This is a genomic window from Lampropedia cohaerens (assembly GCF_001005215.1).
Lineage (GTDB): Bacteria > Pseudomonadota > Gammaproteobacteria > Burkholderiales > Burkholderiaceae_C > Lampropedia > Lampropedia cohaerens.
Genome location: NZ_LBNQ01000033.1, coordinates 166,281 through 181,755 on the forward strand (window position 1 = coordinate 166,281; position 15,475 = coordinate 181,755).

Below are 15,475 nucleotides of genomic sequence, written 5' to 3' on the forward strand. Positions count from 1 at the left end.
CTTGTTTGCGCCGGCGTTTCCCTTGATAGCTTGTGCGGCGGCAGGTCTGAACTTGAACGCGCGTGGCAGTCGGAGGGCGCGCGGCGGCGATTCGCCCCGCGGGAAGCCCTGGCGGCAGTTACGCTACAAGGCGCGCACCCAAAAAGGGATAGAATGCGCGTTGATTTTTCAATGGTCAATCTGGGCTGCGCGCGTCGATGGCGCTGCTGCGGTATCGCGCCGGATTTGGCGTCATGAAAAGGCGGAGCAACCGTAGTGCGCGGCGCTTCGGGTTCAATTCATTGAGGTGTGCATGAGAAAAGCGACCCCCTTTGCCCTGACGGTGATGGCATCCTTGCTGCTGACAGGGTGTGACTGGACAGTGATCAATCCGTCCGGCTACGTGGCCAGTCAGCAGAGTCGTCTGGTGATTTTTTCGGTGGCAATCATGCTGCTGATCATCGTGCCGGTGATTTGTGCCACCTTCTACTACGCATGGAAGTATCGGGAAAGTGCGAATGCCGAGTATGACCCTGACTTCCATCACTCCAACAAGCTGGAGTTGCTGATTTGGGGCGCGCCCGTGGCCATCATCATCGTGCTGGCCACGGTGACATGGGGGTCCTCGCATTTGCTGGATCCTTATCGTCCTTTGACGCGCATCGACAGCGATACGCGCATTGCTGGCGTCGAAGAGAATCTGGGCGCGGTCAAGCGCTTGACCGCTGTTGTGCTCGATCCTGATCGTGCCGATGACGCGCAGGCAGTGGATGTCAAGCCGCTGCGTGTGGAAGTGGCGGCGCTGGACTGGAAGTGGCTGTTCATCTATCCCGATTACGGCATCGCGACGATCAATGAGCTGGCTGCGCCGGTGAATGTGCCAATCGAGTTTCGCCTGACGTCGGTGTCGACGATGAACTCCTTCTCCGTGCCAGCGCTTGCTGGGCAGATTTATGCGATGCCGGGCATGCAGACGCAGCTGCATGCGGTTATCAATGAGCCCGGCACGTATCGTGGCTTCTCTGCCAACTACACAGGCTGGGGGTTTAGCCAGATGCACTTCGAGTTCAAGGCGTTGACCGACGCCGGGTTCGAAGAGTGGATCAACGGCGTGCGCAGTGCGTCCCAGACGCTTGATCGCGCCACGTTTGTGGAGCTCGATCAGCCCGATCAGCCGAATGAGCGCGGCTTCATGGAGTACTTCGGCACGCGCTACTACGCCAGTGTTGAGCCTGACCTCTTTCATGCCATTCTCAATCGTTGCACTCGTCCCGGCATGATGTGCATGGATGAGATGATGCATATCGACGTGGCCGGAGGTGGTGGCATCGACAGCCTCGATAACTACAAACGCCTGCGTTACGACAGCCGTCGTTCCATGCAGACGCAGCTGGATCTGGTGAAGTACTCCGGCATCATTCCAGGAGATCTCTGCACGACCGAGACGGTCGCGCGCGATTTGACTACGCCGGCGCGCGTCACGCTACGAGATGATGTGCAGCGCCTGCAAGAGGTTGCCCCGCAACGTGTCAGCAGTGCGGATACGGCTGCGCCTCTCGCACTGTAATTTCAGGAATACAACAAGATGTCTGCAGCATTTTTCAACGACGCCGTGCACCCAGTGCTCGGGCGCTTCACGTTTGATCATGTCACCTTCCCGATGCTCAAGGAGCCGGTGATCATGGTGACTTTCATTGCCGTCATGCTCGGTGCCTTGGTGTTTGTTGGTCTGCTGACCAAGTACAAGCTCTGGGGTTACCTGTGGAGAGAATGGTTCACAACCATTGACCATAAGAAGATCGGCATCATGTACGGCGTCCTGGGGCTGGTCATGCTGCTGCGTGGCTTTGCCGACGCGCTGATGATGCGCCTGCAGCAGGCGATGGCTTCCGGCGGCAGTGAGGGCTATCTGAACGCCCACCACTACGATCAGGTGTTTACCGTGCACGCGGTCATCATGATCTTCTTCGTAGCGATGCCGTTCGTGACGGCCTTCTTCAACTATCTGGTGCCGCTGCAGATCGGTGCGCGAGATGTGGCATTCCCGTTCCTGAACAACTTCAGCTTCTGGATGACTACGGCTGGCGCGGTGCTGGTGATGATCTCCCTCTTTGTCGGGGAGTTTGCGCAGACCGGTTGGCTGGCGTATCCGCCGCTTTCGGGGATTGACTATAGCCCGGGCACAGGGGTTGACTATTACCTCTGGGCGCTCAACATCGCCGGCGTGGGCACGACGTTGTCGGGCATCAACATGTTGGTGACCATCATCCGCATGCGCGCGCCCGGCATGACCTGGATGCGCCTGCCGGTGTTCACATGGACGGCCTTTGGCGCCAACATGCTGATTGTCGCGACGTTCCCGATCCTGACGGCTACGCTGATTCTGCTGACCCTTGATCGCTATCTGGGTACGAACTTCTTCACGAACCAGCTCGGGGGCAACCCGATGATGTACGTGAACCTGATCTGGATCTGGGGTCACCCCGAGGTCTACATCCTGGTTCTGCCTGCCTTCGGAATCTTTTCGGAAATCGTGCCCGTCTTTACGAAGAAGCGCCTGTTTGGCTACAAGTCGATGGTGTTCGCGACGATGGCGATCACGGTGCTGTCATATCTGGTTTGGCTGCACCACTTCTTCACCATGGGTGCGGGGGCGAATGTCAATGCCTTCTTTGGCATTGCGACCATGATCATCTCGATTCCTACGGGCGCCAAGGTGTTCAACTGGTTGTTCACCATGTACCGCGGCCGCATCAAGTTCGAAGTGCCGATGTACTGGACGCTGGGCTTCATGTTTACCTTCGTCATCGGTGGCATGACGGGCGTCATGTTGGCCATTCCTGCGGCTGACTTCGTGTTGCACAACACGCTGTTCCTGGTTGCGCACTTCCACAACACCATCATTGGCGGTGTGGTGTTCGGCATCTTCGCCGGTATCGTGTTCTGGTTCCCGAAGATGTTTGGTTTCAAACTCAACGACTTCTGGGGCAAGGTGTCCTTCTGGTGCTGGCTGATCGGTTTCTGGGTCGCCTTCACGCCGTTGTATATCATGGGCCTGATGGGGGTGACGCGCCGCGTCAGCCAGTTCCCCGATGCTTCACTGCAGCCTTACTTCATCGTGGCGCTGCTCGGAGGCTTGTTGATCGGGGCAGGGATTCTGGCGTTCGTGCTATCTATCGTCGTAGGCTGGATGCAGCGCGAGAAGACCCGTGACCTTACAGGTGATGCCTGGGGAGATGGTCGTTCGCTGGAGTGGGCAACCTCTTCCCCGCCGCCGGCCTACAACTTCGCGTTCTCGCCGATCGTGCATGACAACGATGCGTGGTGGGACATGAAGAAACACGGTGCCAAGTCACCACAAGACGGCTTTGTTCCGATCCACATGCCCAAGTACACCGGCATGGGGGTGGTGCTCAGTGCCATTAGCGTGGTCTTTGGGTTTGCCATGATCTTCTACATCTGGTGGCTGGCCATTGTGAGTTTTGCGGCCATCATTGGCCTGGCGATCTACCACACCTTCAATTACGACCGGGATTACTACATTCCCGCCGAAGAGGTCCGCAAGACGGAAGAGGCGCGCGCGCGGCAGCTGCAACTGGCTGCGCAGACGAGCCATTGATTTGACGGAGTTAGCAAAGATATGACAGCCCCTACCGTTGGCGCTGCTGCAGGGCAGCGCGAGTACTTCGTCAAGGAAGACCCCCACGCCCATGACGGGCATGGTCATACCAACAACACCACAGGCATCGGCTTCTGGATCTATTTGATGAGCGACTGCCTCATCTTCGCGATCCTGTTTGCAGTGTTCGCCGTGCTCGGGCGTAGTTATGCGGCCGGACCGGCGCCGGCCGATCTGTTCGATCTGCGGTTGATTCTGGTCAACACGTTCATGCTGCTGTTCTCGTCGATCACCTTCGGCTTTGCGATGCTGCAGTCGTACAAAAACAATGTGCGCGGCACGATTCTGTGGCTGTTGGTGACGGCTTTGTTCGGCCTGGCGTTCCTGGCTATCGAGATCTACGAGTTCCGCCACCTGATTCACCTAGGGGCGACACCCCAGCGCAGTGCCTTCCTGTCGTCATTCTTCACGCTGGTGGGCACCCATGGCCTGCACGTGACGTTTGGCCTGATCTGGCTGATCGTGCTGGTGTTCCAGATCCGCAAGCACAAGCTGATCGAGGCCAACCATCGCCGCCTGATGTGCCTGTCGATGTTCTGGCACTTTCTGGACGTTATCTGGATCGTGGTGTTTTCTTACGTTTATCTGATTGGAGTGGTGGGATGAGCCAGACAAACCATGAACATGGCCATGACGCGCACGGCGCTTCACATGGGACCCTCAAGGATTATGTGATTGGCTTCGTTCTGTCCGTGATCCTGACGGTCATCCCGTTCTGGGTGGTGATGGCCGGTACGTTCGAGAGCCGCGCCACGACAGTGGCGGTGGTGCTGATATTCGCTGTGGCACAGGTGCTGGTGCACATGGTGTATTTCCTGCACATGAGCCCCAAGTCGGATGGCGGCTGGAACTTCATGGCGATGATTTTTACAATCATTACTTTGGTCATCGCTGTGGTCGGTTCCATCTGGGTGATGCGCAACCTAGAGTCGCATATGATGCCGCATGCCATGCCGGGTGAGCAGCCCTTTGTGCCGCCAAGCGCGCGCGATGTCTCGCGCGAATAAACGGCTCGACAGGTTTACCATCTCGCGCAGGCCTCGCCTGACCTGAAGCAGGTCAAGTGAGGCCTTTCGCTTCTGGCCTGTTGGTGCGCCGCATGGACGCTGCGCGCGCATGTCCCTTGTGCATGATTGAGAACTCGAGGAGCGTAAGACATGCCTGATCGTTATGCAGACAGCGCAGCGCCAGACAAACCGTTTGTGCTGCCACTGCGGGTTTATTGGGAAGACACGGATGCTGGGGGCATCGTCTACCACGCCAACTACCTCAAGTTCATGGAGCGCGCGCGCTCGGAATGGTTGCGCAGCAAGGGGATTGGCCAGGCACAGGCGCGGGAACAACTGGGCGGAATGTTTGTCGTAACCGAGCTGCAGCTGCGCTACCTTCTGCCTGCCCGGTTGGATGACGCCTTGCTCGCTACCGCCCGTGTGGCGCAGATGGGTAGGGCATCCATGCAGATGCACCAGCAAGTTCTGCGCGCGGAAGCAGGCGGTGGCTCTACACTTCTGGTTGATGCGCAAGTGCGCATTGGCTGGGTGCAGGCCGACAGCCTCAGGCCTGCGCGCATTCCTCAACACGTTCAGCAATTGTTTTCATGACTCCCCAAACCGACATGTCGATTGTTCAGCTGATCCTGCACGCCACGTGGGTGGTGCAGGCAGTCATGCTGATTCTGATCGCCGGCTCGATCGCCAGCTGGGCGGTCATTTTCAAAAAGCGCAAAATGCTCAAGGACGTGCGCAGACTCAATGGTGAGTTCGAGGAGGACTTCTGGTCCGGCGCCAGTCTCAACGACCTCTACACCGCCGCGGTGCAGAATGCCCGCTCGGCGGGGCCTCTGGAGCGGGTGTTTGCCAACGGCATGCGGGAATATCACAAGCTGCGCGAGCGTCAGGTGCAAGATGCTGCGACGTTGATTGACGGTTCGCGTCGGGCCATGCTGGCCAGCTTCAATCGGGAGATGGATGCACTTGAAGACGGTTTGTCCTTTCTCGGCACCGTCGGTTCGATCGCACCCTATGTGGGTCTGTTCGGTACGGTCTGGGGCATCATGCATGCTTTTACGGGCTTTGCCAGCATGGAGCAGATTTCCCTGGCAACCGTAGCGCCAGGCATTGCCGAGGCGCTGGTTGCCACCGCCATGGGGCTGTTTGCGGCCATTCCCGCAGTGGTCGCCTTCAACCGGTTCAGCCGGGAGATTGACCGCACGGCCATCAGGCTGGAGACGTTCACCGACGAGTTCACCAACATTCTGCAGCGCAATCTCAGTGCCAGCCACGCCAGCAGTGGTGCAGGTCATTGACGATACGCCGCGTATTCGAGGACCACGAGTATGGCCGCCATAGCACGCCGTGGACGCAGTCGCCGCGGGATGAGTGAGATCAACGTCGTGCCGTTCATCGACGTCATGCTGGTGCTGCTGGTGATCTTCATGGTCACGGCGCCCATGGTCACCCCGGGGGTGATCAACGCCCCCAAGGTGGGCAGCGCTGACCAGACGCCGCCGGTATTTGCCCAGGTGCACGTTGCCACAGACGGTACGCTGCAATGGGAGTTCGAGGGTGTGCAGCGCGCCGTGACGCTGGATGAAGTGGGCGATGTCGTCAAGGCATGGCAAGACAGCCAAATGGCCCAAGGCAAGGCGGCCGAGCAGATTGCGGTGGTCATCGTGGGTGACAAGCAAGCCAACTACGAACATGTCATGAATGCCATGGGGGCGCTGCAGGGCAGCATCACCGCACGGGTGGCCTTTTTGGTCAACCGTGAGTGAGCGCAGCCAATTTCTGAGGTGGACGCGGCAGCGTGCCCCGACCACTCACCAACGCTTTGGAATCCAGGCCCATGCCACCGATAAGCTCTCCTTCACAAGTCCCATTGACGCCGCCACCGCAGCGCATGCCGTTGCGCGCCGTGGCATGGGCGGTGCTGGTGCATGTGGGGCTGATTGCTGCCTTCATGATCGGTGCCAGCTTCAAGCGGCCCACTGAAACGCTGGTCGCAGCGGAGCTGTGGTCTGCTCTGCCGCAGCAGGCGGCGCCTGCCGCTGCCTCTGCGCAGTCAGATGGCCCGACGACTGAACCTGCCGAGTCCTTCGAATCACCGCAGCCACAACCAACCTCCGCGCCGCAACCCGTGGAGGAGCCGGCACCCGAGCCAGATCCGGAACTCGTTTTGCAGGAAGAGCGCCGCAAGCGGGAATTGGCCAAACAGGCCGAGCTCAGGCGCAAGGCGCAGGAGGCGCAAGCGGCCAGGCAGAAAGCCCAGCAGCAGGAGGCCGAGCGCAAGAAGGCGCAGGAGGCTGCCGCCGCCAAGAAAAAGGCGGAAGAAGAAGCCGCGGCTCAAAAGAAACGTGCCGAGGAGGAGGCGACCAAGCAAAAGAAAGCAGCGGAGGCTGCCGCCGCGAAAAAGAAGGCTGAGCAAGAGGCCGCTGCGAAGAAGAAGAAGGCAGAACAAGAGGCTGCCGCGAAGAAAAAGCGCGAGGCCGCCGAAGCCGAGGCACGGCGTGAGGCGGAGCTGCAACGCATCCAGAGCCTTGCCGGCGCGACTGGAGCCACTGGTTCCACCGGTACTGCGGCGCAGACCTCAGGGCCATCTGCAGGCTATGCCGGTCAGGTCATTGCGCGCGTGCGGCCCCACATCCAGTTCCCTGGCGTGCTGGTGGGCAATCCAACCGCTGTCGTGGAAGTCCGCGTCGACAGCGCAGGCCGTATAACCAGCAGACGCGTCATGCGCTCCAGCGGCAACGTTGCCTGGGATGACGCTGTGCTGCGTGCGCTGGATGCGGCAGAGACTCTGCCCAAGGATAATGGGCGGGTGCATCCGGTGTTGACGCTGGAATTCTCGCCCAACGGATAAGCCATTGGCGCGTCTGGCTGGAGAGTGGGCTAAAGCCCCCGTGCCAAGCCTTGCCTTAGAATCGAGTGCTATGTCTTATCTCGTGCTCGCCCGCAAATACCGTCCTCAGAACTTCGAGGAGATGGTGGGGCAGGAACACGTGGTGCAGGCCCTCTCCAATGCACTGGCCAAGCAGCGCCTGCACCATGCCTATCTGTTCACGGGCACGCGCGGCGTGGGCAAGACCACCGTTTCACGCATATTGGCCAAGTCGCTCAACTGCCAGGGCCCGGACGGGCAGGGTGGCATCACAGCGCATCCCTGTGGCGTCTGTCAGGCGTGTCGCGATATCGATGCAGGCCGGTTCGTCGATTACACCGAGCTTGATGCGGCATCCAACCGTGGCGTTGAAGAAGTACAGAGCCTGATGGAACAGGCCGTTTACAAGCCGGTGCAGGGGCGCTTCAAGGTCTTCATGATCGACGAAGTGCACATGCTCTCCAACACCGCGTTCAACGCGATGCTGAAAACGCTGGAGGAGCCGCCGGAGTACCTCAAGTTCGTGCTCGCCACGACCGATCCGCAGAAGGTTCCGGTAACGGTGCTCTCGCGCTGTCTGCAGTTCAATCTGCGGCCCATGGCGCCACAGACCGTGGCCGAGCACCTGCAGCAGGTACTCGGCAAGGAAGGCGTGCCCTACGATCGGCCCAGCCTGCAGTTGCTGGCTCGCGCCGCGCGGGGTTCGATGCGCGATGCACTGTCGCTGACAGACCAGGCGATTGCCTTCGGCGATGGGGCGCTGGTGGAGGCAACGGTTCGGCGCATGCTCGGTGTAGTTGACAAGCGCTATGTGCTGGATGCCATCGGGGCGCTTGCGCAGTCGAATGGCGCGGCCGTGGTTGCGCTGGTCGATGCATTGCGCCAGGAAGGCATCGCAGCCGCGTCCCTGCTGGAGGATATGGCACTGGCACTGCAGAAGATGGCTTTGCTGCAGAGTTTGCCGAACTTGGCAGAAGAAACGCTGGACGAGCCTGATGCCGCGCGCCTGAAGGACTTGGCCGCCCAGCTGCCACCCGATGAGACGCAGCTGCTCTACACGTTGTGTCTCAAGGGCAGGGAAGAACTAGGGCTGGCCCCGGACGAGTATTCCGGGCTGGTCATGGTGCTGCTGCGGCTTCTTGCCTTCAAGCTGCCGCCGGGGGAAATCCGGGTGCAGACGCAGCCTGCCGGCGGTTTCGCGCCAGCCAACGTCGAAGCACCAGCGCCATCGGCGCAGCCGGCACCATCCGCTGCGACTTCCGTAGATCAGGCCCCAGCCGCGCTGGCGCCGCGGGAGCACACCCACGCATTGGATCATCAGGCGCACTCTGCTGTGATCGAAGCCGAGAAGAAGCCGGAGACCGCCATACCGGCGCCGGACGCACGCACGCTGCCGCCGTGGGAGGTACAGCCGCCGCAAATGTCTCAGCCTCCGGCCGTGGTGCAACAGCCGGATGCAGCGCAATCCGTTGCCTCCGCGGCGTCGGCGCCGCAATCCGTTGAAACCGTCGTGCCGCAATCCGTTGAGGCCGTCGTGCCACAACCTTCGTCCGCTGTTGACACGCCAACGGACGTAGCTGTACCGGCGCGCCCTGACGAGAACAGTCAGCCCTGCGCGGCGGCGCCGCAAGAAAGTGCGGTGCGCTTGCCGGATGCCGCACTGCCACTCGATGCATGGTGGCATGCGTTGGTAAGCGACCTGGTGGAGCGTGGCCAGCTGACTGCACTGGTGCGTGAACTGGCAATGCAGTCGCAGCTGGTGGGCCGTGATGGCGCGCAACTCAGCTTGCGCATCGCCAACACCAGCCTGTTGGGCGATGCCCTGCGCAAGAAACTGGAGACGGTGCTGGCGCAAACCGGTGTTGCGTTCCGGATCGTTGTCGAGCAGGGCCAGGCCGAGCACAGCCCCGCCCAGCAGCAGCAGGCATTGAAGGAAGCCGCGCAGCGCCGCGCCGAAGCCATTGTCGAGGAAGATCCGCGCGTGCAGTGGTTGCGCGAGAATCTGGGCGGGCAGATCGTGCCCGGCAGCATCCATCCTGTGGTGACGCAGGCTGCGTCACACCAATAAATAGTTTGGCGGTTGCGCCTGGCGTGACTTGCTGGCTCTCATCATCATTCAATCAACCAAGGAAACTCCATGTTCAACAAGGGACAGATGGCCGGATTGCTCAAGCAAGCCCAGGCCATGCAGGAAAACCTCAAGAAAGCGCAGGAAGAACTCGCCAACATCGAGGTCGAGGGCGAGTCTGGTGCCGGACTGGTCAAGGTCGTGATGACCGCCAAGCACGAGGTGCGCCGTGTCACCATCGATCCCAGCTTGCTGGCCGAGGACAAGGACATGCTGGAGGATCTCGTCGCGGCCGCATTCAATGCGGGCCTGCGCAAGGCCAGCGAAGTCGAGCAGGAAAAGATGGGCAAGCTCACCGGTGGAATGGGCGGCCTGGGAGGCCTGGGCGGTCTGAAACTGCCGTTCTGATGCGGATGCCGGTAGCGTCGTCGATGCACGTGCGGCGTGCCATTGCAACCTGTCACTCGTGAGCACCATTCCTGACAGCCTGGAGGCGTTGATCGAGGCGCTGCGCCAACTGCCGGGCGTGGGCGCGAAATCGGCTGCACGCATGGCCTACCATCTGCTGCAGCACGATCGCGACGGCGCGCAGCGGCTGGCCGATGCGCTGATGGCGGCGGTGCGCAACATCCGGCATTGCGAGCGCTGTCACACGTTTTCCGAGCAGCCGATCTGCAGCACCTGCGCCGATCCGGCGCGTGACCAGACCCGTCTGTGCGTGGTCGAGACGCCCTCCGATCAGGCGGTGCTGGAGCGCACGGGCGCCTACGACGGCCTGTACTTTGTGCTGCAGGGGCGCATCAGCCCGCTTGACGGTGTCGGCATTGCCGAGCTGGGATTGGCCGAACTGATGGTCCGCGCCAGCGACGGCGTGATTGAGGAAGTCATCGTGGCCACCAGCTTTACCGCCGAGGGCGAGGCAACGGCGCACATCATCAGTCAGGCGCTGGCCAAGCGCGGCATCCGTGCCACGCGGCTGGCACGTGGCGTACCTATCGGCGGTGAGCTGGAATACGTTGATCTGGGCACCATTGCACATGCGCTGGCAGATCGCCATTGATTAGGTGCCTCTGCTGGTTTGGGGAGCGCCATGACCCGTATCAACTGCGTGCCCGTTGAAGAGTTGAGTGGTCCGCACCTGGTCGCCGAATACCGGGAGCTACCCCGCGTATTCGCGCTGGCCGAAAAAGCGGCAGCGCGCGGCACGTTCGTGCAGCCCGCCGCCTACACGCTTGGCAAGGGACACGTGCTGTTTTTCTATACGCGCCTGCAGTTTCTTGCCAAGCGCCATCAGGCATTGGTGGCGGAGATGCGCCGGCGTGGCTACAAACCTACCTATCCTGGCATCACGCGCGCGGATTTTCCAGCCATCCCTGATGCGTTCTGGGGCGACTGGGAGCCTACTGAGCAAGCGCTGGCGATCAATCGCCAGCGTATTCGCGAGCGTAGTGGGTAACCCGCGTTCGGCACGCGTCTCGCGCTGCCGGGTTCTGCGGGCCATGCATGCTCAGGCTGCTTGCTGCACCGTCTGCTGCAGATGCGTATCGCCCCAGTTCTTTAGTGCCTCAATGACAGGTGCCAGCGTCAGCCCGTAATCGGTCAGGCGGTATTCCACCTTTGGGGGAACTTCCGCATAGATCTTTCGCGCGACCAGACCGTCGCGCTCAAGCTCGCGCAGCTGGTTGGTCAGCATGCGCTGCGTGATGTTGGGCAATATGCGCCGCAGCTCATTGAAACGAAGCACCTGCGCTTCCAGCAGCCGATAGAGGATCACGCCTTTCCATTTGCCGCCAATGAGGCTCAGCGTAGCTTCGACCGAACAGCCGACTGCGCAATCAAATGATGCATGGGTGGTACGGCCCATCATGGTTCCTTTTTCGACACTATATGCAAGGTATGTGCGTACTTTAAAAATATAAGAATACTATCAACAATGACGCCTCCAATTGTTCTAGGAGTCCATCATGAAAGCCGTGGGTTTCAACCGCCCCTTGCCCATCGACCATCCAGAAGCCCTGGTCGATCTTGAACTGCCTGATCCGGAATACGGTCAGCACGACCTGCTGGTCGACGTTCAGGCCATTGCCGTCAATCCGGTGGATACGAAAGTGCGCGCGTCTGCGACGCCCGCTGAGGGAAACTGGCGCATTCCCGGCTGGGATGCCGCCGGCAAGGTTGTGGCGGTAGGCGCTGCAGTGCGGGGTTTTCAACCGGGTGACCGGGTGTTCTATGCCGGTGCGCTGGATCGCCCCGGCAGCTATGCACAGCGGCAGGCCGTGGATGCGCGCATTGCCGCGCATGCGCCCGCCTCGTTGGGTGACGAGGACGCGGCTGCGCTACCGCTGACGGCATTGACAGCCTGGGAAACGCTGTTTGATCGCCTGAAAGTCGCGGAGTTGGTGGCTGGCGGCACCCGCGCGATCGTCATTCTTGGCGCAGCGGGGGGCGTGGGATCGATGGCGATTCAGTTGGTGCGTGCGCTCACCGATCTCACAGTCATCGCCACAGCCTCACGTCCCGAATCGGTTGCATGGGTGCGGCAGATGGGCGCGCACCATGTCATCGACCATCGCAAGCCGCTGGCTCCGCAGGTCGAGGCACTGGGATTGGGTGCGCCCGCGTTCGTGTTTTCCACCAATCAGACGCAGGACTGCCTGGCCGACATCGCCCGGTTCATCGCACCACAAGGGCGGATGGCGCTGATCGATGATCCGCAGGGGCTGGACATCATGCCCCTCAAATCAAAGAGCGTGTCGGTGCACTGGGAGTTCATGTTCACCCGGCCGCTGTTTTGTACGGCCGATATCGCCCGGCAACAGGAGATCCTGCAGCAGGTCGCGCAGCTTGCCAAGCAGGGGAAAATCGTGTCGACGCGGCGGCAGTCGCTGGGCGCCATCAATGCGGCCAACCTGCGCAAGGCCCATGCGCTGCTGGAGAGCGGACAAAGCATTGGCAAGGTCACGCTGGCGGGCTTTGCGTAGCGCGGGCGCAAGCGCGTCGTTGGTCACACGCCGCGCGCGCGCTGCTCGGCGAATGCCGTCCGGAACGCGCCAAAGCAGGCCTGCTCCAGTGCCGTGCGTATTTCCTGCATCAGGTTCAGGTAGTAATGCAGGTTGTGGATGGTTGTCAGCATCGGCCCCAGCATTTCGCCGCAGCGGTCCAGATGGTGCAGATAGGCACGCGAGAAGCCGCCGCGGCCGCCGTTTTCCCAGCTCACGCCGCTGGTGCCGGCGCAGGTATAGCACGTGCAGCTGGGATCAAGCGGTTGATGGTCGCTGCGGTGGCGGGCATTGCGGATTTTCAAATCGCCATAACGGGTGAATACCGTACCGTTGCGCGCGTTGCGCGTGGGCATCACGCAGTCGAACATGTCCACGCCACAGGCCACGCCCTCAACCAGATCTTCGGGCGTACCCACGCCCATCAGGTAGCGCGGCTTGTCCTGCGGAAGGCGGTGCGGCGTGTGCGCCATGATGCGGCGCATTTCCTCCTTGGGCTCGCCAACACTGACGCCGCCGATGGCGTAGCCGGGAAAGTCCATCGCCACCAGCTGCTGCAGCGACTCCTCGCGCAGGTGTTCGAACATGCCGCCTTGCACGATGCCAAACAGCGCATTGGGGTTTTGCAGCCGCGCAAATTCCTCCTGGCTGCGGCGCGCCCAGCGCAGGCTCATTTCCATGCTCTGGCGTGCTTCGGCTTCGGTGGTGATGTGCCCCTTGGTTTCGTAAGGCGTGCACTCGTCGAGCTGCATGACAATGTCGGAATTGAGCACCGTCTGGATCTGCATGCTGACCTCGGGGGACATGAACAGCTTGTCGCCGTTGACGGGCGAGGCAAAGTGCACGCCTTCCTCGGTGATCTTGCGCATCTCGCCCAGGCTCCAGACCTGGAAACCGCCGGAGTCAGTGAGGATTGGCTTGTCCCACTGTTCGAAGGCGTGCAGGCCACCGAAGCTGCGCATCACGTCCAGCCCCGGTCGCATCCACAGGTGAAAGGTATTGCCTAGAATGATCTGCGCGCCCATTTCCTCAAGGCTGCGCGGCATGACGCCCTTGACAGTGCCATAGGTTCCCACAGGCATGAAGATAGGCGTCTGCACGACGCCGTGGTTGAGCGTCAGCCGTGCACGTCGCGCATGGCTGGCGGAATCGGTGGTGATGAGGTCGAACTGCAGCATGAACGGGTTCGTTGCGGGCAAACGCGCATTATCGCGGCTTTGCGTGGCGGGGACTTCGGTCCGCCCCCGCGCCGTTGCAGCTGGCCAGCGCAGCGCTATGATCGCGCGGGGTGGCAAGCCATTGGCCAACATTGCAAGAAGGGTGCAGCCGACGCGAGTCCCCAGTGACCCGTACGTGTGAACTCTGCGATGACCGGCGCGGCCAGCCCCAAATCTCGACACGACGGATGCGACCATGCACAAGCAATTCATGGGCGGGCGATTGCGGCGCCTGCGCGAAGAGGCACGCCTGACGCAGGCTGAGTTGGCGCGCCGACTCGGCCTCTCGGCGAGCTATCTCAACCAGCTTGAGAACAACCAGCGCCCGCTGACCGTGGCCGTGCTGCTCAAGCTCAAGGCGCAGTTCGGCGCCGAGGTGGAGCGATTTGGCGATGACGAGGGCATGCATCTGGTAGCGCAGCTGCGTGAGATCGCACACGATCTGCCAGCGGGGGGGCAGGGCGGTGGGATGCCGCTGTCGCAGGCCGAGATCAAGGAGCTGGTAGCCAACATGCCAGGCGCGGCGCGTGCACTGGTGACGCTGTACCAGCAGCGCCGCCATCTGACGGAGCAACTGGAGGCATTGACCGTGGGCACGGATGCGCAGCGCAACGGGCAGCCGGCTGCCGGGATGCCCCCCTCGGCGCCGTACGAGGAGGTGCGTGACTTCTTCTTTGCGCGCAACAACCACATCGCATTGCTCGATGAGGCAGCCGAGGCATTCGCCCAGCAGTGCGATCTGCCGCAAGGTGCGGCAGCCGAAGCGGCGTTGGTGGCGCAGCTGCGCCAGCGTCACGGCGTGCAAACGCGCATGCTGACCGGGGTGGGTGAGGATACGCCGCGCATGCTGCGCCACTACGATCCCCAACGGCGCGTGCTGTGTGTGCGCGCCAGCATCTCCGCAGGCCAGCGTGCGTTTCAGCTGGCGACGCAGCTGGCGTTGCTGGAGGCGGGGTCGCACATCGATCTGCTCGTGCAGTCGGCCGGCTTTGGCTCTGACCACGCGCGCGGGCTGGCGCGCATTGGCCTGGCCAACTACTATGCGGGCGCCTTGCTGTTGCCGTATGGGGCGTTTCTGCAGGCGGCGCGGGACTGCCGGTACGACGTGGAAGTACTGTCGCAACGCTTCGGCGTTGGCTTCGAGACGATTTGCCACCGCCTCTCCACGCTGCAGCGACCTTCCGACAGGGGCATTCCGTTCTTCTTCATCCGGGTTGACCGGGCGGGCAACATCTCCAAGCGGCAATCGGCGACCCACTTTCACTTTTCCAAGATCGGTGGCACATGCCCTTTGTGGAATGTCTACGAGGCTTTTGCACAGCCGGGACGGATTGTCGTGCAGCTGGCGCGCATGCCCGACGGACGCACCTATCTGTGGCTGGCGCGCACGGTCAGTGGCGCCGGCACGGGCTGGGGGCGGCCGCGCAAAACGTTCTCGGTGGCATTGGGCTGCGACATCCGGCATGCGCGCGAACTGGTGTATGCGCAGGGGCTGGATCTGGCCGACCCGCAGGCGGCCGTGCCCATCGGCATGGGCTGCAAGGTGTGTGAGCGCCAGGGCTGCACACAGCGGGCATTCCCGCCGCTGGGCCGGCCCCTGCAGGTCGACGAGAACGTGAACCAGAGCGCCCCCTATGCGGCGCTGCCTTGATTTTTT

At 61.7% G+C, this 15,475-nt stretch carries 15 protein-coding genes and 1 pseudogene; 14 read left to right on the forward strand and 2 right to left on the reverse strand.

The window, feature by feature from the left end; all coding sequences use genetic code 11:
• Positions 1–292: 292 nt before the first annotated feature.
• The 12 genes from AAV94_RS11190 (at position 293) to AAV94_RS11245 (ending at position 11,058) form a co-directional block, all read left to right on the forward strand.
• The gene (locus tag AAV94_RS11190) at positions 293–1,546 is read left to right on the forward strand and encodes a ubiquinol oxidase subunit II (protein ID WP_084824880.1); all 1,254 of its coding nucleotides are present in this window, start codon (positions 293–295) and stop codon (positions 1,544–1,546) included.
• An 18-nt stretch (positions 1,547–1,564) separates the two neighbouring features.
• Complete coding sequence (gene cyoB, locus AAV94_RS11195) at positions 1,565–3,598, forward strand: cytochrome o ubiquinol oxidase subunit I (RefSeq protein WP_046742323.1); 2,034 nt, start codon at positions 1,565–1,567, stop codon at positions 3,596–3,598.
• 21 nt (positions 3,599–3,619) lie between these two features.
• Entirely contained in the window at positions 3,620–4,264 is a 645-nt protein-coding gene (cyoC, locus tag AAV94_RS11200) for a cytochrome o ubiquinol oxidase subunit III (RefSeq protein WP_046742324.1), read from the forward strand.
• The gene (gene cyoD / locus AAV94_RS11205) at positions 4,261–4,665 is read left to right on the forward strand and encodes a cytochrome o ubiquinol oxidase subunit IV (RefSeq protein ID WP_046742325.1); all 405 of its coding nucleotides are present in this window, start codon (positions 4,261–4,263) and stop codon (positions 4,663–4,665) included. The genes cyoC and cyoD overlap by 4 nt, the downstream gene beginning before the upstream one ends.
• Before the next feature lie 150 nt (positions 4,666–4,815).
• On the forward strand, positions 4,816–5,259 hold the full coding sequence (gene ybgC, locus AAV94_RS11210) for a tol-pal system-associated acyl-CoA thioesterase (protein WP_046742326.1): 444 nt from the start codon (positions 4,816–4,818) through the stop codon (positions 5,257–5,259).
• On the forward strand, positions 5,256–5,963 hold the full coding sequence (gene tolQ / locus AAV94_RS11215) for a protein TolQ (RefSeq protein WP_046742327.1): 708 nt from the start codon (positions 5,256–5,258) through the stop codon (positions 5,961–5,963). Before ybgC ends, tolQ begins: the two co-directional genes overlap by 4 nt.
• A 69-nt stretch (positions 5,964–6,032) precedes the next feature.
• A complete protein-coding gene (locus AAV94_RS11220; protein ID WP_331396816.1) occupies positions 6,033–6,431 on the forward strand; it encodes a biopolymer transporter ExbD in 399 nt (132 codons plus the stop codon).
• Positions 6,432–6,535: 104 nt separating this feature from the next.
• Entirely contained in the window at positions 6,536–7,516 is a 981-nt protein-coding gene (gene tolA, locus AAV94_RS11225) for a cell envelope integrity protein TolA (protein ID WP_197408064.1), read from the forward strand.
• Positions 7,517–7,586: 70 nt separating this feature from the next.
• Positions 7,587–9,602, forward strand: a complete 2,016-nt coding sequence (gene dnaX / locus AAV94_RS11230) for a DNA polymerase III subunit gamma/tau (protein ID WP_046742330.1) — start codon at positions 7,587–7,589, stop codon at positions 9,600–9,602.
• Between the two features lie 69 nt (positions 9,603–9,671).
• Positions 9,672–10,010: a YbaB/EbfC family nucleoid-associated protein gene (locus tag AAV94_RS11235; RefSeq protein WP_046742331.1), complete on the forward strand. Its 339-nt coding sequence runs from the start codon at positions 9,672–9,674 to the stop codon at positions 10,008–10,010.
• A 58-nt stretch (positions 10,011–10,068) separates the two neighbouring features.
• Positions 10,069–10,662, forward strand: a complete 594-nt coding sequence (recR, locus tag AAV94_RS11240; RefSeq protein WP_084824881.1) for a recombination mediator RecR — start codon at positions 10,069–10,071, stop codon at positions 10,660–10,662.
• Positions 10,663–10,692: 30 nt separating this feature from the next.
• Positions 10,693–11,058, forward strand: a complete 366-nt coding sequence (locus AAV94_RS11245) for a pyrimidine dimer DNA glycosylase/endonuclease V (RefSeq protein ID WP_046742332.1) — start codon at positions 10,693–10,695, stop codon at positions 11,056–11,058.
• Between the two features lie 81 nt (positions 11,059–11,139).
• Here AAV94_RS11245 and AAV94_RS11250 read toward each other — a convergent pair.
• Positions 11,140–11,466, reverse strand: a pseudogene (locus AAV94_RS11250) (winged helix-turn-helix transcriptional regulator); the annotation flags it as partial.
• A gap of 100 nt (positions 11,467–11,566) precedes the next feature.
• On the opposite strand from AAV94_RS11250, the gene AAV94_RS11255 reads away from it, so the two are divergent.
• Complete coding sequence (locus tag AAV94_RS11255; RefSeq protein WP_046742333.1) at positions 11,567–12,583, forward strand: zinc-binding alcohol dehydrogenase family protein; 1,017 nt, start codon at positions 11,567–11,569, stop codon at positions 12,581–12,583.
• Positions 12,584–12,606: 23 nt separating this feature from the next.
• Here the strand turns inward: AAV94_RS11255 and tgt are convergent, their stop codons facing one another.
• On the reverse strand, positions 12,607–13,779 hold the full coding sequence (tgt, locus tag AAV94_RS11260) for a tRNA guanosine(34) transglycosylase Tgt (RefSeq protein ID WP_046742394.1): 1,173 nt from the start codon (positions 13,777–13,779) through the stop codon (positions 12,607–12,609).
• A gap of 235 nt (positions 13,780–14,014) precedes the next feature.
• Here tgt and AAV94_RS11265 point away from each other — a divergent pair, with 235 nt between their 5' ends.
• On the forward strand, positions 14,015–15,469 hold the full coding sequence (locus AAV94_RS11265) for a short-chain fatty acyl-CoA regulator family protein (protein ID WP_046742334.1): 1,455 nt from the start codon (positions 14,015–14,017) through the stop codon (positions 15,467–15,469).
• Positions 15,470–15,475 lie beyond the last annotated feature (6 nt).

Coding starts and splice junctions, on each gene's coding strand:
- AAV94_RS11190 (WP_084824880.1), top strand. CDS start 293: ATGAGAAAAGCGACCCCCTTTGCCCTGACGGTGATGGCATCCTTGCTG.
- cyoB (WP_046742323.1), top strand. CDS start 1,565: ATGTCTGCAGCATTTTTCAACGACGCCGTGCACCCAGTGCTCGGGCGC.
- cyoC (WP_046742324.1), top strand. CDS start 3,620: ATGACAGCCCCTACCGTTGGCGCTGCTGCAGGGCAGCGCGAGTACTTC.
- cyoD (WP_046742325.1), top strand. CDS start 4,261: ATGAGCCAGACAAACCATGAACATGGCCATGACGCGCACGGCGCTTCA.
- ybgC (WP_046742326.1), top strand. CDS start 4,816: ATGCCTGATCGTTATGCAGACAGCGCAGCGCCAGACAAACCGTTTGTG.
- tolQ (WP_046742327.1), top strand. CDS start 5,256: ATGACTCCCCAAACCGACATGTCGATTGTTCAGCTGATCCTGCACGCC.
- AAV94_RS11220 (WP_331396816.1), top strand. CDS start 6,033: ATGAGTGAGATCAACGTCGTGCCGTTCATCGACGTCATGCTGGTGCTG.
- dnaX (WP_046742330.1), top strand. CDS start 7,587: ATGTCTTATCTCGTGCTCGCCCGCAAATACCGTCCTCAGAACTTCGAG.
- AAV94_RS11235 (WP_046742331.1), top strand. CDS start 9,672: ATGTTCAACAAGGGACAGATGGCCGGATTGCTCAAGCAAGCCCAGGCC.
- AAV94_RS11245 (WP_046742332.1), top strand. CDS start 10,693: ATGACCCGTATCAACTGCGTGCCCGTTGAAGAGTTGAGTGGTCCGCAC.
- AAV94_RS11255 (WP_046742333.1), top strand. CDS start 11,567: ATGAAAGCCGTGGGTTTCAACCGCCCCTTGCCCATCGACCATCCAGAA.
- tgt (WP_046742394.1), bottom strand. CDS start 13,779: ATGCTGCAGTTCGACCTCATCACCACCGATTCCGCCAGCCATGCGCGA.
- AAV94_RS11265 (WP_046742334.1), top strand. CDS start 14,015: ATGCACAAGCAATTCATGGGCGGGCGATTGCGGCGCCTGCGCGAAGAG.